The organism is Vibrio sp. 10N.247.310.23, assembly GCF_041467155.1.
Lineage (GTDB): Bacteria > Pseudomonadota > Gammaproteobacteria > Enterobacterales > Vibrionaceae > Vibrio > Vibrio crassostreae_C.
In genome coordinates this window covers 1-22,524 of record NZ_JBFSTZ010000034.1, presented here as the reverse complement: position 1 = coordinate 22,524, position 22,524 = coordinate 1, and the positions used below count along the sequence as shown (strand labels likewise).

The window sequence follows — 22,524 nt, the reverse complement described above, 5'->3', positions numbered from 1 at the left end:
TGGTTCTTTCAATAAAAGAAGAGGTTAGTTATGTTCAGCCATGTTTTTCTCGGTACCGATGATATTGAACGCGCGAAGGCTTTTTATAACCCAATCATGAAAGTGCTTGGTTATAGCGAAGGCTCTGTTGATCCCAAAGGGCGCTGTGTTTACGTTAGCCAAACGGGTGTGTTGGGCTTAACGAAGCCGATTGATGGTCAGCCTGCGACTCACGGCAACGGTATGACGGTGGGTTTTCTTGCGTCTTCTCCTGAAGTTGTAGATGAGTGGCATCGAGTTGGCGTCGAAAATGGCGGTACCAGCATTGAAAATGGCCCCGGAGCGAGAGGTTCTGACGAGCGTCGCTTGTACATGGCTTATTTGCGAGATCCTGATGGAAACAAGATTTGTGCAACGCACTTTATGCCGTAGTTTACGTTATGCCATCGTTCATTTTATGCCACAGTGGCGTATACTTAGATCATATTGATGGTTCGGAGTTGGCTAAGTTGCGGCTCTGGACTTGTTAGCTTCCCGATAACTCAAAATTTTGCAAAGGACTGGCTAGATGAAACCGAACGAACTGTTTTATGAAAGTTTTGAGCGCTGCCGGATTGACCAAGAATTTCTCGAAACGTTTTTGGCTGATTTTTGCGAGCATAACCCAAGGTTTTCAGAACGTTTTGAAAATATAGGGTTAGAGCAACAAACCAAGATGCTTAAAGCCTCGATCATTCTTATCTATAACTCTGCGGGTCTGCCGAGCGTACGAAGCTCGGTAAAAAAGCTTGGGAAGCGACATAAAGATTTAGGAATGGATATCTCTGAGCAAGAACTCAACGAGTGGTTCAATTCGTTACTCAATACAGTTAAAAAATATGACCCTCACTACGATGAAAGCGTCGAACAAGCTTGGACAGAAACTCTCGAGGCCGGCTTAACTATCATGAAGAAAGAGTGCGTAGTTCCAAACACTGTGAATAACTAGGTCGTTGATGGGTAGTTTTGCTTGTTCGTTAGTTAAAACCGGTATTAACTCTTGAAAGATTGACATTGTCAGGTAAGCCTAACGATATCAGGCTTACCTCTTATTGTTTGACTAGAAATGAGCAGCCCAACCAATCAGGAACCCTTGCGATGCGGTATCGTATTCAAAGGTCCCCTTGTTTTCGTAATCAACCCAGGTCGATTTGTAGGCAACATTTAAGTCAGACCAACTGTTTATCTGGTATCGCACGCCAGTTAACAGAGATGAGGTAAAGTTGGTGTCACTACCAAGCCCTGCATCAATGGTTGCGTGAAACTTCCAATCCTTATTGATCTGCGTTATCCATCTCACACCTATTTGGTACTGTCCATCACGCGGTCACGTTTGGACGCACCTGTCACCTGAATACGAAGCGATGCTCGGTCAAAACGGTTGGGGACTCCAAGAAGTGGTCATGAAAGATCTTGATGATCACGTCGGTGAGATGATGGCGAAGATGGAAGAACTCGGTATTGCTGACAACACCATCATCATTTTCACTGCCGATAACGGCCCAGAGATCATGACTTGGCCAGATGGCGGTATGACACCTTATCACGGTGAGAAAGGCACAACTTGGGAAGGTGGCGTAAGAGCCCCTGCATTGGTTAGCTGGCCGGGTAAAATCCCAGCGGGTACTGTAGGCAATGGCATCTTTGATGGTATGGATTGGTTACCCACTCTTGTCGCTGCGGCTGGTGGTCCAACGGATCTAAAAGAAAAACTGCTGAAAGGTCACGATGGCTTTAAAGCGCACCTTGATGGTTACAACCAAGTGGATATGCTGACCGAGAAAGGCGAGTCAAACCGTAAAGAGATCTACTACTACGAACGAGACAAGCTGCAAGCGGTTCGTGTTGGTGATTGGAAGGCGCATTTCATCGTGCAAAACCACGGTTGGAGTGGCCCTAAAGAAGAGCTAAACGCACCATTGCTGTTTAACTTACGTCGTGACCCATACGAGCGAGCGGCGGAAGAGTCGGGCATGTACCTAAAATGGATGGGACAAAAAATGTGGGCATTTGGCCCGGCACAAGCGGCTGTCCAACAACATCTAGCAACCTTCCAAGAGTGGCCTCCAGTGACGCCTGACTCTCCGGCAGAGAAGACCGGTGGTGTAGGTAACTAGTTAAATATCATAAAAAATCCCGCTCACACTGAGCGGGATTTTTGTTTGAAAGCGTCTTAACGTTGGTTCTGTTTTAGCGTCGTGTTTCGTTCAATGAACTTCACTGGCACCATCAGCTTAACCAAGCTTGTGTCTTGCTCTTGAATCTGGCTAACGACAATTTTCACTGATTCACGTGCAAGGCGTCTGAAATCTTGCTTGAAGGTAGTGAGTTGGTAGTTCAACCATTGAGTCTGTGGGATATCGTCAAAACCAATCACTTGAAGATCTTCTGGAATACGCAGGTTAAATTCTAAGCGCGCCACATCCATTACTGCCATCGCGAGGTTATCTGTCGCACAGAAAATCGCTTGAGGATGTGTGGGTTCTGAAAACAGAGTCCGAATGGTATCTAGAGCATCAAGGTAGTCATAGTCAGCTTCAATAACACGAGCTTGCTTGCCTGTTAGATCTTCGAATTCTGAGCAAAAGCCCGATTCACGCTCGCCGTTGGTGTAGGTTGGCACGTTACCTGTCAGGTAAACCGCTGACTTTGTTCCTACGCTATGTAAATGTTGAGCGGCGACTTGGCCTGCGGCGTAGTTGTCACTTATTACATGGCTACTCTTAGTCCCCTCAACTACACGAGCATACTGAACAATGGGGATGTTGAACTCTTCACACTCTTCATAAAGCGACTTATTAAAGGTCGCCGAAGCAGCAATTACGCCATCAACTCGGTATTGGAAGATATTAGGAATCGAGTGGTTGTCGTTTCCATCCACTTGCCAAGGAATCAATACCGCAGAGTAACCCTGCTTTTGTAGCTCAGTAGAGATAAGCTGCAGAGTTTTCATGTGGATAGGGTAGTCGGCATCTGGGAAAACTAAGCCAATCAATTTGGACTCATTTGTCGTCAGACTGCGGGCAAAGGCATTGGGACGATAGTTCAACGATTTTGCTGCATCGAACACTTTTTGCTTGGTCTTTTCAGACACTGAACTGCCCGGGACAAATACACGAGATACAGTTGATTGAGAAACGCCAGCAAGTTTAGCGACATCTTTAGAGGTGACGGTTGGCTTTGACGCCGTGGAGTGTTTTGGAGAGCTCATAGACCATACTTTTGAACCAAATTGACTGTGCATAGAGTAACATAATTAGGTACGTACTCAAAAATACAATATGCCATGATTGGATGAAAAATAAGGGTTAATAGAGAGTGTTGAATATTATTCTGGGTATGACCCAAAAAAGCTCTGCGTAAGAGCAGAGCTTTGTTTAAAGAATTTATGAATCGACTAACTGGGCGTTAGAAGTAGTAACGAATACCTGCAGCGAATTGGTCGTCTCTGTTTTCGAATTTATTGCCAACGAGCTGATCTTTACCTAGGTCGAATTGGTATTCAGTCCAAACTAGGAATTTGTTCTTCTGGAAGTGGTATTCAACACCAGGGATAAGCAGGTTACGCTCATAGCCATCTGTTTGGTCATCACGATCTTCCATGTAGTTGTAGTTCAACGTAGGGCGTAGGCCATTGTCGAAGTGGTAGTACGTGTAGATTTCACCACCTAGCGTATCCATCAGTACGTTGTTTGTTGTTGAAGTTTCAACAGACTCCCAGTTTTCGCCCACGTGGAAAGTTGCACCTGCGTAGAAGCCGCCGTTGCTGTAGTTCGCACCCAATAACATGATGCGCATGTTGTCACCATTTTTAGCTCCTTCAACGCTCGTTGAAAGATCTTCTAGCTCATTTTGGTGGTAAGCCGCACCAAGTGTTACGCCATTAAATGGTTTGTAAGTGATCGACGCACCCATACCGTTCTTCAAAGTTGCTGTTGAGCGGTTGTCTGTCCCTGAATTTGAACTACGATCTGAGCCAGACAGTGCAACATCTTCACGTGTCGTTTGGTAAGTGAAGCCGTAGCTTACTTGGTCGTTGATTGAGTTACGGTAAGTAATGGAGTTTTCTGCTCGACCTGTACCTGATGCAATACCCCAGTCAGAAAGGTTGTAAACACCTGAGCCGCGAGTACCGAAGACACGACCTAAGTCGGTGTACCATGCTACGTCATAAAAAGTAGACCACTGCTTAGTACCTGCTGCGATCTTGCCGTATTTGTCGTGCTCTACGCCTGCGTATAGAAGTCGGTCGTAAATATTGTCGCCGTTAGCACCTGAGTTGTAACCCCATTCAGCATGGCCAAAGCCAGTCCAGCCGTTATCGAGTCCCATTTGACCTTTAAGGCCGAAACGAGAGCTACCGCTGTTCCACTCACCGTTGTGGTCGCCGCCCTTATCTTGGTAACGAACGTCGAAACGACCGTCTAAAGTAAGGCTATCGCCCGCGTCATTGGTAAAAGTGTGTGCAGCAAAAGCAGAACCTGAGGTAAGTGCTGTCAGGATCACTGCTGAAAGAATCGACTTTTTCATTGTAATTCTCTTTATTCAGGCCGTAGAAAGCCACCGTGCTTTCAAGCCCGTTATATTGGTAATGGTTTGGCAGGGTGTACCCCATCCATGAGGCACTAGTAGATTCAGTTATTAGTGGAGCAATAATGAATTGGTTGGAGCACTTACTAGGAGCGAGAAGGGTCCCCCAGTAAGCGTGGCAACCTAAATCAGATGTCTATTTAGGTTGCCACTATTTCGTTTCAATCTTTTGGATTAAAGCGTATCGATTACAGCGTTGGGTTCATGATGCTTGAAGTGCGTTCGAACACATCTAGACCTTGCTGTTGTAGCCAGTAAGGAAGGTCGATAAGAACCCAGTTCTCAGACAGTTTGTCACCGTCACGGTAGTAAACGTCAACTACTTGCATGTTTGCACGTACTTCACCGCCAGTCATACCTAGGAAGCCACCTGTTGGTGTGTTTGATAGGTTTGGCCAACCGAAGAAACAAGAGAAGTTACCTTCAGCGAAACGACAAACGTGGCCGTTGAACTTCTTGTCTTTCAGGTTGTTACGGAAAGGAAGTTGGTGCTGTTGTTGGTAGCGAGGAATTGTGTAAGACGCGCCGATACCACATGGGCCGTACCAAATCATGTCTTTTGACCAGCTCTTCGATAGTACTTCTGGTGGGCAACCCATCGCGCCGCTGTCGTTAAGAGCAGACAGGTCATCAACCATTTTGTTTACTAGAGCAAGTGTCGCAACACCTTCTTCTGGAGCCGCGTCTTCGAATAGCAGACCGTCGTGGTTACGTGGGCCAGGGTATACGAAGTGCTTACCAGTTGATGGTGGAAGTGGGTAGCAACCCGCTTGATCCATCATGCCTAGTAGGTCTAGAAACAGGCCTGTCTTAGTGATTTTGCCATCAACAACACAGTTAAATTCTGCGTAGCGAACGTTCATGATCTTGCCAGTTGGGCGCATACCTAGGTATTCAGCGTCGAATAGACCCATGAAGTGACCCATGCTCATTACCCAAATCTCATCTGGGTTAACTTCGTTGTTACCACCGATGAAGATGTCTTGACGACGCTGCATGCGAGTCATTGACTTCATCATTGGTGCCCAGAATACGTCAGCTGCTGCTTGTGCGCCTTCTTGCTCACGGAATGGGTAAACACCGCGCCACAAGTAATCTTCAGAAGTGTGTGCTTTTAAAACTTCAGCAACGTTCTCGTGAGTTGCGTTTTCCATTGCATCGAAGTATTCACGAACAATGCGTTTCGCTTCTTGATATTTAGACATAATAATTTCTCTTTGTGTTGTCGAGTCAACATTCGGAACAGGACTCGATTTGGATTTTGTTACCGGCTGATTTATCAGCCGGCTTTAAACTTTTCGTATTTGAACTTCAGCGTATGAGTGTCGAATTAAGCTTTTGCTGCTTCAGCTTTTTTGCTCTTATCGAAGACGCCACCTTTTAGAGTTTCAGGCAGTGTTAGCCATAGTAGGCCGGCGATAATCCATACGATTGGTGAGCCCCACATTGCTGTTTGTAGGTCGGTACGCTCTTGGATGAAGATAAGAACCATTGGTGCCCACATGCCGATAATACGACCGCCATGGAATAAAGCTGCACCATAGCTACGCAAGCGTGCTGGGAACAATTCAGAGAAGTAACCGCCCCATACTGCAGAAGCAGACAGGCCGAAGTTGTAGATAAGACCCAGAAGAGCCAGCATGTTTAGGCCGCCAATCATCATGTCGCCAGGTGCGACAAAGAAGATAGAAACCATGATACCTGCGAGGATGAAGCCGAACGCGTTGATCTTACGACCGTACTTATCTGCTGCCCATCCCCAGAACCAAGCACCGAAGAGTGAACCAAATGCTGAGATAGAGAAGATCAAACCGATGGTTGCACCATCAAACATACGAACATCTTTCAGGTAGGTAGTTACAAAGCCACCGAAGAATTGGAATCCGTAGAAGTTAAGACCAGAAAGAAGTAAACAAGTAATCGTAATTTTGCGGTAAGGCTTGCTTAACATCTCACCCCAAGAACCTTTTTTAGCTTCGGTTACTTCCCCAGCTGTATTGGTTGTTGTTTGTTGATCTTCTTCACCGTAGGCGATCACAGTTTTGTCGCTTGGTAATACAAAGATCATTAACGCTGCTGCTACAAGCGGTGGAATACCACCTACCCACATTAGGCTCTGCCAAGGTGCATCAACACTTGTAATGAAGGCTGCGTAAGCGCCCATTGCCACTAAAGCAACAGAGAACATTGAAGAAGCAAAAGCAGTCAACTTACCTCGAACCGTTGGTGTAAATAGGCCAATCATCAAAGATACAGCTACAGTGAAGTAACCACCTAAAGATAGTCCAATGATGAAACGCATTGCAGCCCAAGTGGCGTAGTCGGTAAACATCATGTTGATGATGGTTGCACCACCGTTTAATGCCGTAATTGCTATTAGTGTGGACTTCTTGCCGAACTTGGTTGCGAACCATGCACAGCTCAGAGCACCAATCAGAGCACCAACCGACTGCCAAGTGTAGAACTGAGCGGTATCAGAAAGGCTAATACCAGCATATTCTTCCACAATGTATGGGCGTACGTAGTCAATAATTACAAAGTTATAACAATAAAAAAAGTAACCTACTAGAATTGCTAGATATGCGGCTACCCTTTGAATCATAGGAACTTCGCTCATGTGTTTTTTAATGGTCATGACCGATAAACCTTTATTTTATATAGGGTGGTTTTGGTTTTAATTATTGTGTGTTGATTATTTAGCTTCATCACACCGTCTTCATTTCGGGAGAGATAATAGAATTTTTGTGGTTATTAGATCCGTGATCAAAGTCAATTTTAAAATGAGTGCGTACCCATTTTGTGCATTTTGGTGATCTTGATCTCATTTAACTGGGTTTTTGTGCTTTGTGGGGTGGTTTGAGTGTTTAATCGTCTATCTTAGTGATAATAGTCACACTTATTGTGGGTTTTTGAGGGAAAATATCCATTTTTGAGTACTATTGGCAGCGAATTAATTGCGACATACAATAAACGGAATCTAAAAATGGTTACGTACTCAAGTTTTGTGGTTATTGCTCTTTATGTGCTAACTACTTTGTTTATCAGCTACTTAGTTAATAGGCGCTATAGCGTCGGTGGCGACTTTTCGACTGGTGGAAAACAGTTTGGTTGGTTTACGGCAGGTGTGTCGATTCTTGCAACCTACATCAGCGCAATGACGTTCGTTGGCATGCCGGGCTGGGTTTATAGCTCAGGCATGGAAGCGATGAGCGTACATTTGAACTATCCAATAGTGATCTTTTTCACTGTGCTTTTCTTTGTTCCGGTGTTTTACAAGCTCGGCCTAACCTCGATTTACGAATACCTAGAGCACCGCTTTGGCGTTGTTGCTCGCACGATCAATTCCATCGTGTTCATTGTGGTTCAGTGTATTTCGGCAGGGGTTATTCTGTATGCGGTAGCCCTGATCTTAGTGCAAGTGCTGCCAGTGAGTATCTCTGAGGCGATCATCTACATCAGCGTATTTACTGCGTTGTATACCTATGCGGGTGGTATCTCGACTGTAATCTGGACTGACATGCTTCAGTCAGCAGTGTTGATTATCGGCAGCATTGCGATCTTTGTTTTATTGCTGATGAAAATCGATGCGGGCGAGATGTTGTCTCCTGAACATTTGAATATCATCAATCTCGATTTTGACTTAGGCGTCGATACCACATTGTGGGCCGGCGTAGTGGCTGTGAGCTTCTTGCACCTGAGTGTGTATGGCACTAACCAACTGATTATTCAAAGAACATTGGCGACTAAGTGTGTTAAAACAGCGCAAAAATCGATGTTGCTTTGTGGCTACGGCGCATTTTTTGTTTATCTGTTCTTTGCTGTGATGGGGGTGCTGTTAAGTGTCTTTTATCAAGACAGCAGTTTTGAAAACAGCAACGAAGTGATTCTCGATTTTGTGTTTAACCATACCAACCCAATCATTGTTGGTTTGGTGATCTCAGCACTTTCGGCTGCGGCAATGTCGACATTGGATTCCACCTATAACTCAATGGCGACGGTCGCAACGTTCGATTTCTATAAGCGCTTCTTCCGTAAGCAAGCCTCTGACGCGCACTATGAATCAGTGGCTAGAAAAATGAGCCTGGTTGCTGCAGCGTCGGTTGTTGTGCCTGCGTTACTGGCTGTTTCTAATGAATCAGTGCTTAAAACGATTGCGAGCTTAACCTCTATTTTTGTTGGTATTCGCCTTGGCTCTTTCATCTTGGGTTTGTTCTTCAAACAAGCAAACGAGAAAGGCGTAATTGCGGGCAGTATTGGCAGTGTGGCCGTCGTATTCATCGCCAAATACAGCGGAATAGCTTGGCCTTGGTTTGCCTTGATTGGCACTGTGGTTTTCTTAGTGTTAGGTGTTGTTGTGAGCCGCTTCTGGGGAGAGGTAACCGAGCAACAAAATGAATTTATAGAAAAGCAAAAGCATTTGTTTGCAAAGCCTACCGCGAGTCATTATGGCTTGTTGGCGTTCGCTGTTGTGACGATTGCTGCTTGTACTGTTATCCCTGATTGGCTTTATGCCGCTCTTTCTTAATTGACCGACTTTTTACTGGTATATCTATGTTATCGATCTTTGATATCTACAAAATTGGTGTTGGGCCATCGAGCTCTCACACCAACGGCCCAATGATTGCGGGTTTCCATTTCACACAATTAATCGCTGATAAAATCGCAGAAGTGACGCGTATTCAGGTGGATTTATACGGTTCTTTGTCATTGACTGGCATAGGTCACCACACCGACAGAGCTACAATATTGGGGCTACTCGGCAATAAACCAGACACCATCAAAATCACCAGCGCAAACCAAGCAATGCGTCATGCCGTAGACAGTGGTGAGATGGATTTAGCGGGCACCAAGCACATTGCCTTCAACTACGAAACCGACATGTTGTTCCACAAAGACAATCTGCCTCTGCATGAAAATGGCATGATGATTACTGCGTTTGACCAGAGTGGCAACGTGATTGTCGATGAAACTTATTATTCGATTGGCGGCGGTTTTATCGCAACTGCTGATGAACTGCAAAATGGTACTCAAACCCAAGCGGTAGAAGTTCCTTTCCCGTTCAAAAACGCCGATGAAATGCTTCAACAAGCTGACAATAGTGGGATGAGCCTCGGTGGTATGATTCTAAAAAATGAAGCGGAGTTCGAAGGCGCTGACATTATTTCAGAGAAAGCGGATCAAATCTGGCGAGTGATGAGTCGTTGTATGGAGCGTGGCTTTGAAACCGAAGGCATTCTTGATGGTGGTTTGAACGTAACTCGTCGTGCGCCTAACCTACTGAAAAAGTTAGAAGCGAATGCGGCGGTTGAAAACGACCCAATGGAAATCATGGATTGGATTAACTTGTTTGCGTTTGCGGTTAGCGAAGAAAATGCGGCTGGTGGCCAAGTGGTAACATCACCAACCAATGGTGCGGCGGGCGTTATTCCTGCTGTGTTGATGTACTACCATCGCTTCATTAAAGAGTTGGATACTAAGCAGTTAAAAGATTTCTTAGCGGTATCGGGCGCGATTGGTATTCTGTACAAAACTAACGCTTCGATCTCTGGTGCGGAAGTAGGATGCCAAGGTGAGGTAGGCGTATCATCCTCTATGGCGGCTGCGGGATTAACGGCACTACGCGGTGGCAGCAATGAGCAGATCTGTATTGCGGCGGAAATCGCGATGGAACACTCATTGGGTATGACTTGTGACCCAATTGGCGGCTTGGTTCAAGTGCCGTGTATCGAGCGAAATGCGATGGGTGCGATGAAGGCAATTAATGCATCTCGCATGGCATTGAAGCGAAACAGCAAGTCTTTGATCTCACTCGATAAGGTCATCGCAACCATGTACCAAACCGGTAAAGACATGAACAAGAAATATCGTGAAACATCACTCGGTGGTTTAGCCTTGATCCATCTAGCTCATCCTTGTGAATAGCTAAGCCAGTTAACCCAGTAAATAATAACGTTAAGCCCAGAGCCTTAGACTTTAGAAATCTATCGCGGCTGGGCTTTTTGTTTTATGTGTTTTAGGGAGCTAATCTGAAAGCGGTAATCGATAGCTGTTTTTCAACTCTTTTACTGAGATGTTCGACTGAATCGCACTCACGCCTTTGACTCGTCTGATCGAGCTAATACGCTCAAAGTACTCTTCCAAATCTTTGGCCAACACATGCACCATGTAATCGGCGCCGCCTGCAATGCAGTGACACATAGGAATCCAATCGGTTACCGCGACAAATTCTTCGAATGGTTCTGTGTTTTCAACTTCATGGTTACCCAAGGTCACAAGAGTAAAACCAGCCACATGAAAGCCTAATTTCTTACGATTCAGCTTAGCGGCGTAACCATCGATATAGCCAGTTTCCTCCATGCGTTTCCAACGACGCCAGCATGGGGTTTCGCTGAGGTTGACCTTCTCTGCGAGCTTGCTGTTGCTCATGCGTCCGTCTTGTTGGATATGTTCTAAGATGGCGATATCTGTGTCATCTAACACTTCTTTGGTGGATTCTTTCTGTTTCATGGCTATTTTAGAAAAGTCTTGCTCAAATTTGGATTAATATTAGCCTATATAGCAATTTAATTCCTAGTCGAATCTGTAAACTCTCTCCCTATAAATACTTTACTTATTAGGAGTGAGAGGAAATGAGCTCTCAATTAATGCTGGCGTTCTTGCTATTTTCAACATCAATTGCAATTACCCCTGGGGCAGGCAATATCGCATTACTTGGGATTTCAAGTCGTTATGGATTTGCTGCGACTTTACCTTTTATCTCTGGGAACGCTGTTGGCATCATCATCGTACTGGCGGGTTCTAGTGTCGGTTTGGTGAGCCTATTTACCCTTTACCCAGAGCTATACAGCATTTTGAAATACGCGGGTGCGGCTTATTTGCTGTTCATGGCGTGGTCGATTGCGAATATGCAAATCGAAGAAAGCACCACCGACAATCGTTCAGGCTTTGTGTCGGGTGTGTTGGTGCAGGTGTTAAATCCTAAAGGTTGGATAGCGTCATTAACCGTGTTTTCGCAGTTCATCACTCCGAATGCCGATTACTTGATTCAAGTCGTGACCATTATCGCGGGTATGGTGATTACCGGTGTACCGTGCATGTTGGTGTGGGCGTATTGCGGCACTATGCTTAAAAAGCTACTGCAATCACCAAAACAGATGATGTTTGTGAACCGTTGCTTGGGCGGAAGCTTAGCGATGGTGGTTGCCTTTATGCTTTATCAACCGGCGTAAATCACAAAGAAAAAAACCACTCCTAAATCCATAGGAGTGGCGTCTAAATGTCGACTAAGTCGTTAACAGTAAAGAATTAAGTTAACAAATATTTAAGGAACTTGAGTTAAAAGCTTTAAGCTTTTCAGTGTAAAGATTAAGCGGTTTCTGCCTCTTTAACTGGAGCTGAGTTACGAATTAGGTGGTCAAATGCACCTAAGCTTGCTTTTGCACCTTCACCCATCGCAATGATGATCTGTTTGTAAGGTACTGTCGTTACATCACCCGCCGCGAATACACCTTTCATTGATGTTGCGCCATGAGCGTTAATTTCAATTTCACCGCGTGGTGAGAGCTCAACTTTCGAACCCTTCAACCATTCGCTGTTTGGCATCAGGCCGATTTGAACAAAGATACCTGCGAGTTCAATCTGTTTAAGTTCATCGGTGTTGCGGTCTTTGTATTCCAGACCGGTTACACGGTTGCCATCACCAATCACTTGCGTTGTTTGTGCCATCTTGATGATTTCGATGTTTGGTGTTGCGTTCGCTTTGTCGATAAGCACTTGGTCGGCACGCAATGTGTCTGCAAATTCAAGTACGGTTACGTGTTCAACGATACCCGCTAAATCAATTGCCGCTTCAATGCCTGAGTTACCACCACCGATAACCGCTGTTTTTTTGCCTTTGAACAATGGACCGTCACAGTGTGGGCAGTAAGCAACACCTTTGTTGCGGTACTCTTGCTCGCCCGGAACGTTCATTTCACGCCAGCGAGCACCTGTACTTGTGATAACCGTGCGAGCTCGTAGTGTTGCGCCGCTCTCTAGCTCAACGTGGATGTAACCGTCTTCAGTGTCTTCTGCCGCAATGATGTTTGCAGCGCGCTGCTCAGTCATTACTTCAACACCGTACTCTTTTACGTGCTCTTCAAGGCTTGCCACTAATTTAGGGCCGGTGGTTGCTTTCACTGAGATAAAGTTCTCAATCGCCATGGTGTCCATCACTTGGCCGCCGAATCGGTCAGCAACCACACCAGTACGAATGCCTTTACGTGCAGCATAAATTGCCGCTGAAGAACCTGCAGGGCCGCCGCCGACAACCAATACATCAAACGGTGCTTGTTGGTTTAGGTTTGCTGCTTTCTTTTCCGCTGCGCCTGAATCAACCTTGTTAAGGATTTCAGCCAGTGACATACGGCCTTGACCAAATAGCTCACCATTAACGAATACACTTGGTACTGCCATGATGTCGCGAGACTTCACTTCATCTTGGAATGCTGCGCCGTCGATCATCGTTGTCTTAACCAGAGGATTAATCGCCGACATCATATTGAAGGCTTGAACCACTTCTGGACAGTTTTGGCATGAGAGCGAGATAAAAATCTCTACATTAAGCTCTTGATCGAGTTCTTTAATTTGCTCGATTACGTCCGCTTCAAGCTTGATAGGGTGACCACCACTATGAAGCAGTGCTAGAACCAGTGACGTAAATTCGTGACCCATTGGCAAACCGGCAAAACCGATCGCGGTGCCTTTCTCTTGGTTCACGACCTGCATGATAGGGCTGCGAGTGCTTGCGCTGTCATCGCGAGTCACTTCAATTTTATCGGTTAAAGACGAGATGTCATTCGCCAGATCTTGAAGTTTGTTCGCGGTGTCGCTGCCATCCAGGCTAAGCACTAACTGAACATTGGTTTTTAGGTTTTCTAGGTATGCTTTTAGCTGCTGCTTCATTGCTTGATCTAACATAATCGTGCCTGCTCTTAAATTCTGTGTCTTGGTATTGACCAATACCTTCTTGCTGAAAAAGGAAAATAAAAAGGGGGCGCAAGTCGGCAAATATTGTGGTGTTGATGTTTTGAAAGGGTGGCGCGCGACTGCCCTTTAGGAGGGGGGCCGAAGCGCGCCTGTAGAACCGTTTAGCTATTCTTGTTAGCTAGGCTTAGATTAAATCTTGCCTACTAGGTCTAGAGATGGAGCTAGAGTCTCTTCGCCTTCTTTCCATTTAGCTGGGCAAACTTCACCTGGGTTAGCGGCTACGTATTGTGCTGCTTTAACCTTGCGTAGTAGGTCTTCTGCGTCACGGCCGATGCCTTCAGCTGTGATTTCCATTGCTTGGATAACGCCTTCAGGGTCGATTAGGAACGTTGCACGGTCTGCAAGGCCTTGACCTTCACGCATAACGTTGAAGTTATTTGTGATGTTGCCAGTTTGGTCGCCTACCATGAAGTATTCGATAGTGCCGATTTTGTCAGAAGTATCGTGCCATGCTTTGTGAGAGAAGTGAGTGTCAGTTGATACTGAGTAAACTTCTACGCCGCGAGATTGAAGCTCTGCGTATTTGTCTTGTAGGTCAACTAGCTCAGTTGGACATACAAACGTGAAGTCTGCTGGGTAGAAGAAGAATACAGCCCACTTGCCTTTAACGTCTTGCTCAGTGATTTCTACGAATTCGCCGTTTTTGAATGCTGTTGCGTTGAATGGTTTGATTTCTGTGTTGATCATGATTTGACTCTCTTTCTAATTTATAGTGTTTAACGCTATCCCGCGTCGATGTAGATATATTGCATTGCCACCGAAAATTAGTGAAATCGGACATTTCTATAGATTCAATAGGCGAATCCTATCTTCGAAAGGAAAGGACTATCGGTAAAAGCTATCAACAAAAACGATTAACAAAAGCCATCAAACATCAGCAACCCCAATTTGAGTAGCTATGCTTTTTAGGTTGTTCTCTATTTAGGTAAGCAGTATTTGGTTCAGTATCTATGTAGGTAAGGGGAAGTACGGTTTCTTTACGCGAGTTGAGTTGAGTTGTTATACCAATCTGTAAATAACAAAAAATTATCATTAATATAATTTATGATAATTTCAGTTAATCGTCACATCTCCATATACTCTCTTCATCGAAACGAAACATCGAAGCCAGTCTTCGAAACGCACAGAATTAAAAACGAATTTGGAGCAAGTTATGAAAATGAATCACGTAGGCATCATGGTTGGCGACATGGACAAAGCAGTCGAGTTTTACACTAAGGCTCTGGGTCTAAGAATCGTAATGAACAACACTAAGGTTTTGGAAGAGCGCGAATCAGCAATCGGCCGTATGTGTATCGCAGTATTTGGTGAAGGCTTTAAAGGCTTCAACATTGCACACCTAGTAACATCTGATGGTATCGGTGTTGAGCTGTTCGAAATGAAAGAGCGCCAAGAGCGTCACGAAGTTGATTTCTCACGTCTAGGTATCTTCCACTTCTGTCTACAGCTTCCAAAAGAGCAGTTTCATTCAGCGATTAAACGTGTTGAAGAGTTTGGCGGTAAGGTCCGTATGGACATCATGCGTTACCACCCAGAAGACGAACTAAAACAAGCACAAATGGTTTACCTAGAAGACCCGTTTGGCAACCTGTTCGAATTCTACTCGCACACATACGAAGACACTTACGCGAACCCTTACACTTAAGGTGAGAAAGGGCAACCTAACACTTTTTATATAGAAAATTATTGAGAAAGCTTTGCCTTGTGGCAAGGCTTTTTCATATCTACTACTCAAAATAACAAGCTAACACTTTTGACCATGAGAACGTGTGATAATGTTATGCCAAGTTGCTGCTGAGGGTTATCAGAGTGTCAGAGATTGCTTATAAAATTGAGTCAACAGAAATTAAGGGGTTTACTTATCAAACTCCATTAATTTATGTGGATGAGCACGGAGATTTAGCTTTGTCTCATTCAAAAGATAAAGATAGTCATGTTCATATTAAAAAATTAATTTTTCTTAATATGGTGGGCCGTAATAAGAAGAATAAAATTATCTCATATGAGCCAATGGATTATGCTAATCAATTTATTCTGTCAAAGCATATTGAAGATAATAAAGAAGAATCATCACAATTTTCCAAAGCATTGCTTCACTACTTCACGTTTTTGATTGAACTCCAAAAAAAGTGGGATAGTAAGTATAACAATGAAGACTACGATCCAATTATTGACCCGCCTAGACCTGTATGGGATAGCTTTGCTACACGTAAGCATCAACGAGCTACTTATATTTATCACAAGGCATTAAAAAAATCTGCAATAAGTGGTGAGGGTTTAGCTAAAACCACCGCTTCAGCATACATGCGAGCTGTAGTCAAATTTTACATTTTCCATTTGAGGTTGGGTGTAAGATTCAACAACCCCCCATTCGAATATGAGCTTGTCAGAATTCACTATGAGAGCAGCAGCACCAGTATGAGTAGCTACCACTCTAAAGATGTTCATACTACGGATCTACGTCTTAATTTCCCTAAATCAAAAAAGAACAAAGGTGGAAGCCTTCCTAATGCGCGACGTGACTTGAAGCCTTTAAGCAATAAAGAATGGAAAGAAATCGAAACTATTCTGACAAAGACAAAAAAGGTCATCAAGAAGGTAAAAAGACAAGAAAAGTGGGTAGGCTTTGCAGAAGAATATTGCTTGTATTTCTTAACTCTTCGGTTTACTGGATTGCGAAAAGAAGAAGGTGCCAGTTTGCATTTGGGGCAAATTATCAATCCAGATTTGACCAAGCCTATGCTTCGTTTGGGTGTTGGTGAAGAGTATGGCTCTCTAACTAAAGGTAAAGATGGTGAGAATAAAAATCGGCGCACTATTATTCCAAGTTCACTAATGCTCTCTTTACATAATTACAGTAAATCAGAGCGTTATAAAAAACGACTAAAAAAGTTTCGTCAGTTGTGCAAAAAGAAACGCGAAGAGGGGCATGATGCCTTTTTTGATGCTGTTGATGGTGTCGATGAAAATAAGCGCTATTTATTTTTAAGCGCAACGGGAGTTCCGTTCTTTATGAAGCTAACGGAGCTAAATAATCGCTGGAATGAAGTGCGCAATACCGCTAGTCACATCCTTGAAAGCCCAATTGATGATGTGATTCACAATTTGCGTTCAACCTTTGCAGTTGCTCTTTTTAGAATGCTATTAAAGTCAAAAGATTCAGATACGGCACTGGCAATGGTTTCTGAGTTTTTAGGCCATGAAGACCTTTCAACCACAATGCTCTATTTAAAAATGGCAGAAGACCAACCCACAGGCGACGAGATTTGGGAAGATGTGCTGGACTATCTTGGTGTATTTAATGATGTTGAACATGAATTGCTAACTGACTCGATTCAGCCAGGTATGGGGAAGTAATCGTATGGAGAAAGACAATAAGAGCTTGACTGCCCCCAAAACTCCTACGAGAAAGAATAATCGAAAATCGTTAGTTGTTGATAATGATGTCTTCGGTCAAACTCAAACTTCAGTTGAGCCTCTTGCCATGAAAGAAATGATATTGGAATGTACAAGAGGAAAATCGTACTTAGAACAACTTTGTTACCGCCATGTCCCAAATTTCAACAACAAGGGAAGAAAATGCAGTAAGACCAATTATACTTCAATGAATCGAGACCCATTTGTACGTCAAATGTATCGACTATTTGAACCCGTTTTTAATAATTCCCGTAAAGGTGACTTTGACCTACTTAAGCACTATATACGCTGGTTGGATGCTACAGAACATACCGCCATAGACGGGGACTTTTTTCATCCAAAGCTGGTTGATGGTTACATGGCCCATTGGGGTGAAAAGGTAACAAAAGGTGCAAAAAAAGCCTCTTGGGCTAAAGCAAAAAACATGCTGAGCTTTTTGCTCAAAGCACAAGGTCGATATACTGAAGCTGCAAATCTGCCTGTGATCATAGGAGCCCGAAAAGATACTAAATCCCATGAAGGTATTGAGGTCACAGAAGAATTTCGTCCGTTGATAAAACATTACCTCAAGGCCTTTTCTGTATTTTCACAGCATGTTCACGATGGTACGAAACCTGAAATTCATCCTTTATGGGACGAAGCGCTATTTAACCAACAAGCTAAGTTACAAAGTTGTTCAAAACAAGTATTAGGAAGCCGGAGAGCAACCTTTAAAAAGGCAGTTACAACCGGAAAAAATTCTTGGCTGAATCATTTCAGTCGCTTAGCCGCGATGCTCACCTTTTGTTTTACGGGCCAAAATACGAGCCCTATTCTCAATCTTCGGCATAAGGACGTGAAGTTTTGCTCAAAGATGGACGGAAAGGTGTATTTTGATATGCAAAAAGATAGAGCAAACTATCTCGATTTCGATACATCGATGGGGTTCAAACCTCATGTCCAAAAATACTTTGAACGTTGGATGGTGATCTCTTGCAAGCTCCAAGAGCAAAGCGGCACGGATTGGTTATTCCCTTGGCATTCAAAAAATGGGGACGTTGTCAGTTTTATCGAGATACGGAGAAGTCCACAAATAGATATCAACAAGCTTACTTCGTACTTAGGACTTGCGCATGTAACGCCATCATCTTTACGTCAAACAAAAATAGACACCCTAATGAAGGTAACTCAAGATATTTGGTTAGTTTCAATGTCATCGAATAACCACGTTAATGCTTTAAAAGCAAGTTATGCCAGTGGACAACCACAAGACCACCGTCGAAATCTTATTGCATCGAATGTAGCTCTGTTTGATATTGCTCGTGGCGATAAATCGATTGATGAATCAGTTAATGCTGCAAAATATCAGTTCTGTGATGTATTGAGTGACTATGACTACAGACGACTTCGAGAGTGTACTGATAATGAAGTAATGACTCCGATTGGCTCTCGTTGCAATGATTTTACCAAAGGTGCAGCGAAAATTATCAAAAATAACTTAGAAAAAAGCGGTATGCAAATAAGCGGTGACGAAGTATGTACCGATTTTTTAAGCTGCTTTACCTGTCCTGAACACCGCTTGATTGCGGGAATAGAGGATATCTGGTTAATGCTGTCATTTAATGACACATTACAGGAGATGAAGGAATACCCTGCCATTAACTCATTGCCAACCCCAAAATTCCAACTGCTTTGCAATACAATAAAAGCCGTTTTGCAACGATATAGCGAAGTGTCGCCTGATAACTACCAAGCAGCTTCAAAAAAACATAAGGAAGCCCCTCATTCCCTCTATAGCGATGCATATAGCCTAAACGACTTACTAGAGGTGTTTTAATGAAAAATTATCATGCCGATATTAATAGCTGTCCCTCCGCCATACCACACCATCCATGCGTGTTTGAAAAATCACGCACAGCATTTTTAATCGAGCCATCTGAAGCGATGCGAGCGATTAAGGACAAACCTTATTATGTAGATAAGTGGGATTTTTCAACCACTCACACTGTTGCCATTAACAAGACTCTGACTTTGAGCTTTTCAGCGACGTTACCAGAATATAAAAAGGCTATTCAAGATACGCTATACCACCTTTATCATTTTTTTAAGCAGAGAGATAAAGTTGCCCCGTCTATTAGCAGCATGAAAAAATGGAGGTATGGTATTCAGCAGATTGGTACATATCTTCAAGGAACTAAATGGCATGAGCTTGATAATCGAGATAAATACAAATTATTTAAGCAGAGATTCAAACAAGGAAATGTGGGTAAGGATACAGCCATTATCATTATTTCTGTTATAAATCATCTGCGAGTATCAGGGCTAATTAATAAGGTTATTGAAGGCAATGAGTTTCAAAAATTAGCTAAGAAGGATACAAGACAACAGGCAATTGCGATCCCTATTAGTTTTTATAAACATCTTGTAGCTGATGCCTTAAAAACGATTGAAACCTATCATAAGTATCGCTACCAAATCGATGAAGTAATGGAGCAAGCCTATCAACTCTATGAACAAATTGAAAATGGAGAATGGGTAGGAAAACGGAAAGATCGCGCTTTAAGCATGCACCCAAGCGCTATACATAACAGAAAGAAAAGGGCTTTAGAGTCGATAAATCATGCTATACCGAATTTCACCGTCAGAATGGACGGGGCCGAACTGAATCGTATTCAAACTGCGTGCTTGATTGTCGTCTTGGCATTCTCAGGTGTGAGAATTGGGGAGGCATGTAGCTTCAATAAAGATAGTTTTCACATAAAACACGTTGAAGGAAATGAGGTGGCTGTTTTGCAAGGGGAAACATCTAAAGGCAATGATGGAAAGCCCCAAAAAGCCACATGGCAATCTCACCTAATTGTAAAAGATGCCTTAGAGCTGGCAGAAGATATGATGCAGTCAACTCGCTTACGCTTTGCAGCAAGAGTACAAAAGAAAGCCACTCAAGGTGTACACTCTTCTGAATCAATTGAAAATATGAAAAGACAACTGACTTCAGCATTTATTCTCTCTCAGCTAAATAAGCAATCATCTGATAACTTCATAATGAACTCCCCCTCAGTGCTTATTTTCAATTACTTTAAGAGGTTAGAGATAAAGGCAACACAAGAAGACGTAGATGAATTTGATTTATTAAACCCTAGCCGAGAAGGTGATATGCGGTTAGGAGGTAGACTGTCAAAACTGTCGCCTCATGATTTTAGAAGAACATTTGCCGTATTTTTTGTACGCTATGGATTTGGCACTGCATCGGGCATTAAGTTTCAGTACAAACACAACAACCTTAATATGTCTAATTACTACGCTAATAACTCAATATTAGCGAAGATGAATGATATTTTGCTCGATAAGGACTTACTCGACGAGTTTACAGATGCACGTATCGATCTTGGGGTAGATTTGTTCGATGATGTTTACAACAAAAGTGAGAATTTAAGTGGTAAGCAAGGTGAAGCTATACAGCAAGTGAAACTTGAGAAATTAAAAAATGGTATTGATATTTACTTGACTCGTGAAGAAATTGAAAAGCATGTCAGAAATGGGGACTTTCATATTATTCAACTTCCAACAGGTGGTTATTGTACTAACCCCACTTGTAACCGTGTATGTGGCAGCCAGCCATTCAGAGCAGAAGTTAAAGAGTGTGCTCACCAAGTATTTACTGACGCAGGCGCTAAGGTTTTGGCTAAGCAACGGTTGCGTTTAATTGATAAGTTTAAAGGGATGAATAAGGGGGATAATTTGAAACGCGCTATTTTGACAGGGCTAAAACAAAAAATCCAGATATCAGAAATTACGCTAAAAAAACATAACATTAACTTTACGCCATTTACTAAAGAGATTAAGAAGGGTGCTGCATGAAGACAGCCAAACCAACTGCAGAGCAAAGGTTACATGAGGCACTAAATAGGCTAATAAATGGCGAACCAACTAAGGTAAAGTCTAAGGGTCAACTCACATTAAACAAGATTAACAAAGAGGCTGGGCTTGGTCATAGCTATATCCACAAATTCCCTCGGCTTATTGAAGAGGCAACGCCTATCATTGAGAAATACAATCAAGATAGAAAATTACTCCTCAATAACTATCTTAATATAAAAGAAGTTGAACTTTCAGAGCTTGAGAAACTTAGAATTGAGGTAAATAGAGAGCGTGACTTAAAAGACAAGTACAGAAACCAAAAAGAAGACCTTGAGATTAAGCTGAAAAAGCTAGAAAGTCTCAATAATACGTTAATGTACCGAGTTTTTGAGCTTCAAAATGATATCAATTCATCAGTCACCTATATGCTGGAGAACAAAGTTTAATCTTCATTAAGCAAATTTTTGAACAGATGTCATTACTGAGGGAGCATGTCGGGATAAGTACCAACCGATTCTGTCATGCTCTTATATTTTAGTCAGGGTTAATGTTTTTCACATTACACCTCAATGTTTAGGGACTGTGACCTTTTAATCCTAAGCTCTCTGGTGTTGAGTTTTTCTTCCTTCCAGATGTTTTTAATTGTACCGATACTCACGGTTATATTGTGCTCTTTTAATGCCACCATCAGTTGCATCAATGTGAGGTGAGGATTCTGCAATGTCAGCTCGATAATCTTATCTTCTGCGTACTCTGGTATGCGGTTCTTACTGCGCTTAAGAGGCTTATTGATTCGTTTTAACCCCATCGGCCCTTCCTCTGCCATTATTTTTTGATAGGTGTAGAGGGATTGACGTGAACAGCCAAGGATACGAGCGGCTTTAGTGATACTTCCTAGCTGTTCAACAAGCTCTAGTGCTTCTATTTTCCGCTGAACCTCTTTGCCGTATTCGCTGCATTTACGAGGCTCAACGAGTTCTGTAATGTCGAGCCGACGGTGACCAAAATAGGCAGAGAATGCACCATCGAACTGACAACGGATTTCCACTTGTTGGTTAACGATCGAATAACGAACGGGTGAGTCGATGACATACATTTTATTGTCAAAGCTGAACGTATGGTCTCGGCGTATCTTGCGATACTCTTTCTGCACACAGATAGTATTCAGATCTAAATCATCAGGTATGGGCTTAAAGGCTGAGCGTAAGCCTGTAGGTTTAACCATGACATTTTCCACCCAGTAGTTTGGTATAAACTCTTCTTGTAAATACCGATTCGCATTGTCCATATCGGTGATATTGTGCAATCGAAGTTCTGGCACCAGTCTATCTTGGAAGGTATCGAAGGAGCGCTCTATCCGCCCCTTACCTTGAGGTGAGTTGGCGAAGATAATTTCGATACCGAGTTCCTCACAAGCTCGCTGCATTTGCGAGAAGTTGCTGCGTTTCGGCCCACCAAAGATACCTGCTCGATCCACGTAGAGAGTTTTGAATATGCCACGCTTCTCGATATAAGCTCGCATCACTTTCATGCAGCCTTCGGTGGTCTCTGACGGGAAAAACTGCGCATGAATATCACTGGTCGCATCATCAATGATGGCAATCAAGCAAGATTTTTCATCACCGAACCAAC

General features: G+C 43.3%; 18 protein-coding genes and 2 pseudogenes. 11 read left to right on the top strand and 9 right to left on the bottom strand.

Annotation, left to right across the window (positions count from 1 at the left end):
• The first annotated feature begins 30 nt into the window (after window positions 1–30).
• Both AB6D93_RS20915 and AB6D93_RS20910 read left to right on the top strand, forming a co-directional pair.
• Window positions 31–411 (top strand): VOC family protein, encoded by a 381-nt coding sequence (locus AB6D93_RS20915; protein ID WP_102332993.1) that lies wholly within the window; start codon window positions 31–33, stop codon window positions 409–411.
• A gap of 136 nt (window positions 412–547) precedes the next feature.
• Complete coding sequence (locus AB6D93_RS20910) at window positions 548–967, top strand: globin (protein WP_017065836.1); 420 nt, start codon at window positions 548–550, stop codon at window positions 965–967.
• Window positions 968–1,078: 111 nt separating this feature from the next.
• On the opposite strand, the pseudogene AB6D93_RS20905 reads toward AB6D93_RS20910, so the two are convergent.
• Window positions 1,079–1,330 (bottom strand): annotated as a pseudogene (locus AB6D93_RS20905) (DUF481 domain-containing protein); the annotation flags it as partial.
• Between AB6D93_RS20905 and AB6D93_RS20900 the strand changes: the two are divergent.
• A pseudogene (locus AB6D93_RS20900) lies at window positions 1,326–2,135 on the top strand (sulfatase-like hydrolase/transferase); the annotation flags it as partial. The pseudogenes AB6D93_RS20905 and AB6D93_RS20900 sit on opposite strands and share 5 nt — an antisense overlap.
• Window positions 2,136–2,191: 56 nt before the next feature.
• Here AB6D93_RS20900 and AB6D93_RS20895 read toward each other — a convergent pair.
• The 4 genes from AB6D93_RS20895 to AB6D93_RS20880 form a co-directional block, all read right to left on the bottom strand.
• On the bottom strand, window positions 2,192–3,229 hold the full coding sequence (locus tag AB6D93_RS20895; RefSeq protein WP_017065252.1) for a LacI family DNA-binding transcriptional regulator: 1,038 nt from the start codon (window positions 3,227–3,229) through the stop codon (window positions 2,192–2,194).
• Window positions 3,230–3,426: 197 nt separating this feature from the next.
• Window positions 3,427–4,548 carry a porin gene (locus tag AB6D93_RS20890; RefSeq protein ID WP_102332992.1) on the bottom strand — a complete coding sequence of 374 codons (1,122 nt, stop codon included), beginning with the start codon at window positions 4,546–4,548 and terminating at the stop codon, window positions 3,427–3,429.
• Between the two features lie 248 nt (window positions 4,549–4,796).
• Window positions 4,797–5,813: a nuclear transport factor 2 family protein gene (locus AB6D93_RS20885; protein WP_102332991.1), complete on the bottom strand. Its 1,017-nt coding sequence runs from the start codon at window positions 5,811–5,813 to the stop codon at window positions 4,797–4,799.
• Between the two features lie 125 nt (window positions 5,814–5,938).
• Window positions 5,939–7,243 (bottom strand): MFS transporter, encoded by a 1,305-nt coding sequence (locus AB6D93_RS20880; protein ID WP_017065255.1) that lies wholly within the window; start codon window positions 7,241–7,243, stop codon window positions 5,939–5,941.
• 348 nt (window positions 7,244–7,591) lie between these two features.
• Here AB6D93_RS20880 and AB6D93_RS20875 point away from each other — a divergent pair, with 348 nt between their 5' ends.
• Both AB6D93_RS20875 and AB6D93_RS20870 read left to right on the top strand, forming a co-directional pair.
• On the top strand, window positions 7,592–9,133 hold the full coding sequence (locus tag AB6D93_RS20875) for a sodium:solute symporter family transporter (protein ID WP_102332990.1): 1,542 nt from the start codon (window positions 7,592–7,594) through the stop codon (window positions 9,131–9,133).
• Window positions 9,134–9,159: 26 nt separating this feature from the next.
• Window positions 9,160–10,530, top strand: coding sequence for an L-serine ammonia-lyase (locus AB6D93_RS20870; protein WP_017065257.1), 1,371 nt, complete (start codon window positions 9,160–9,162; stop codon window positions 10,528–10,530).
• Between the two features lie 99 nt (window positions 10,531–10,629).
• Here AB6D93_RS20870 and AB6D93_RS20865 read toward each other — a convergent pair whose 3' ends face one another.
• Window positions 10,630–11,115 carry an Lrp/AsnC family transcriptional regulator gene (locus tag AB6D93_RS20865; RefSeq protein ID WP_102332989.1) on the bottom strand — a complete coding sequence of 162 codons (486 nt, stop codon included), beginning with the start codon at window positions 11,113–11,115 and terminating at the stop codon, window positions 10,630–10,632.
• Window positions 11,116–11,237: 122 nt separating this feature from the next.
• Between AB6D93_RS20865 and AB6D93_RS20860 the strand changes: the two genes are divergently transcribed.
• Window positions 11,238–11,837: a LysE family translocator gene (locus tag AB6D93_RS20860; RefSeq protein WP_017071831.1), complete on the top strand. Its 600-nt coding sequence runs from the start codon at window positions 11,238–11,240 to the stop codon at window positions 11,835–11,837.
• 136 nt (window positions 11,838–11,973) lie between these two features.
• On the opposite strand, the gene ahpF is transcribed toward AB6D93_RS20860, so the two are convergent.
• Together ahpF and ahpC are read right to left on the bottom strand one after the other, a co-directional pair.
• The gene (gene ahpF, locus AB6D93_RS20855) at window positions 11,974–13,566 is read right to left on the bottom strand and encodes an alkyl hydroperoxide reductase subunit F (RefSeq protein WP_017065983.1); all 1,593 of its coding nucleotides are present in this window, start codon (window positions 13,564–13,566) and stop codon (window positions 11,974–11,976) included.
• A gap of 198 nt (window positions 13,567–13,764) precedes the next feature.
• Entirely contained in the window at window positions 13,765–14,322 is a 558-nt protein-coding gene (gene ahpC, locus AB6D93_RS20850; RefSeq protein WP_016798107.1) for an alkyl hydroperoxide reductase subunit C, read from the bottom strand.
• A 466-nt stretch (window positions 14,323–14,788) separates the two neighbouring features.
• Here ahpC and AB6D93_RS20845 point away from each other — a divergent pair, with 466 nt between their 5' ends.
• The 5 genes from AB6D93_RS20845 (at window position 14,789) to AB6D93_RS20825 (ending at window position 21,338) form a co-directional block, all read left to right on the top strand.
• Window positions 14,789–15,280 carry a VOC family protein gene (locus tag AB6D93_RS20845; RefSeq protein WP_102332988.1) on the top strand — a complete coding sequence of 164 codons (492 nt, stop codon included), beginning with the start codon at window positions 14,789–14,791 and terminating at the stop codon, window positions 15,278–15,280.
• A gap of 164 nt (window positions 15,281–15,444) precedes the next feature.
• The gene (locus tag AB6D93_RS20840) at window positions 15,445–16,992 is read left to right on the top strand and encodes a site-specific integrase (protein ID WP_102332987.1); all 1,548 of its coding nucleotides are present in this window, start codon (window positions 15,445–15,447) and stop codon (window positions 16,990–16,992) included.
• Between the two features lie 4 nt (window positions 16,993–16,996).
• Window positions 16,997–18,868: a hypothetical protein gene (locus tag AB6D93_RS20835; RefSeq protein WP_102332986.1), complete on the top strand. Its 1,872-nt coding sequence runs from the start codon at window positions 16,997–16,999 to the stop codon at window positions 18,866–18,868.
• A complete protein-coding gene (locus AB6D93_RS20830; RefSeq protein WP_240799482.1) occupies window positions 18,868–20,892 on the top strand; it encodes a hypothetical protein in 2,025 nt (674 codons plus the stop codon). Before AB6D93_RS20835 ends, AB6D93_RS20830 begins: the two co-directional genes overlap by 1 nt.
• A complete protein-coding gene (locus AB6D93_RS20825; protein ID WP_102332985.1) occupies window positions 20,889–21,338 on the top strand; it encodes a hypothetical protein in 450 nt (149 codons plus the stop codon). The genes AB6D93_RS20830 and AB6D93_RS20825 overlap by 4 nt, the downstream gene beginning before the upstream one ends.
• A gap of 113 nt (window positions 21,339–21,451) precedes the next feature.
• On the opposite strand, the gene AB6D93_RS20820 is transcribed toward AB6D93_RS20825, so the two are convergent.
• The coding region (locus AB6D93_RS20820; RefSeq protein ID WP_372159190.1) for a helix-turn-helix domain-containing protein at window positions 21,452–22,524 on the bottom strand (1,073 nt) is incomplete at its 5' end.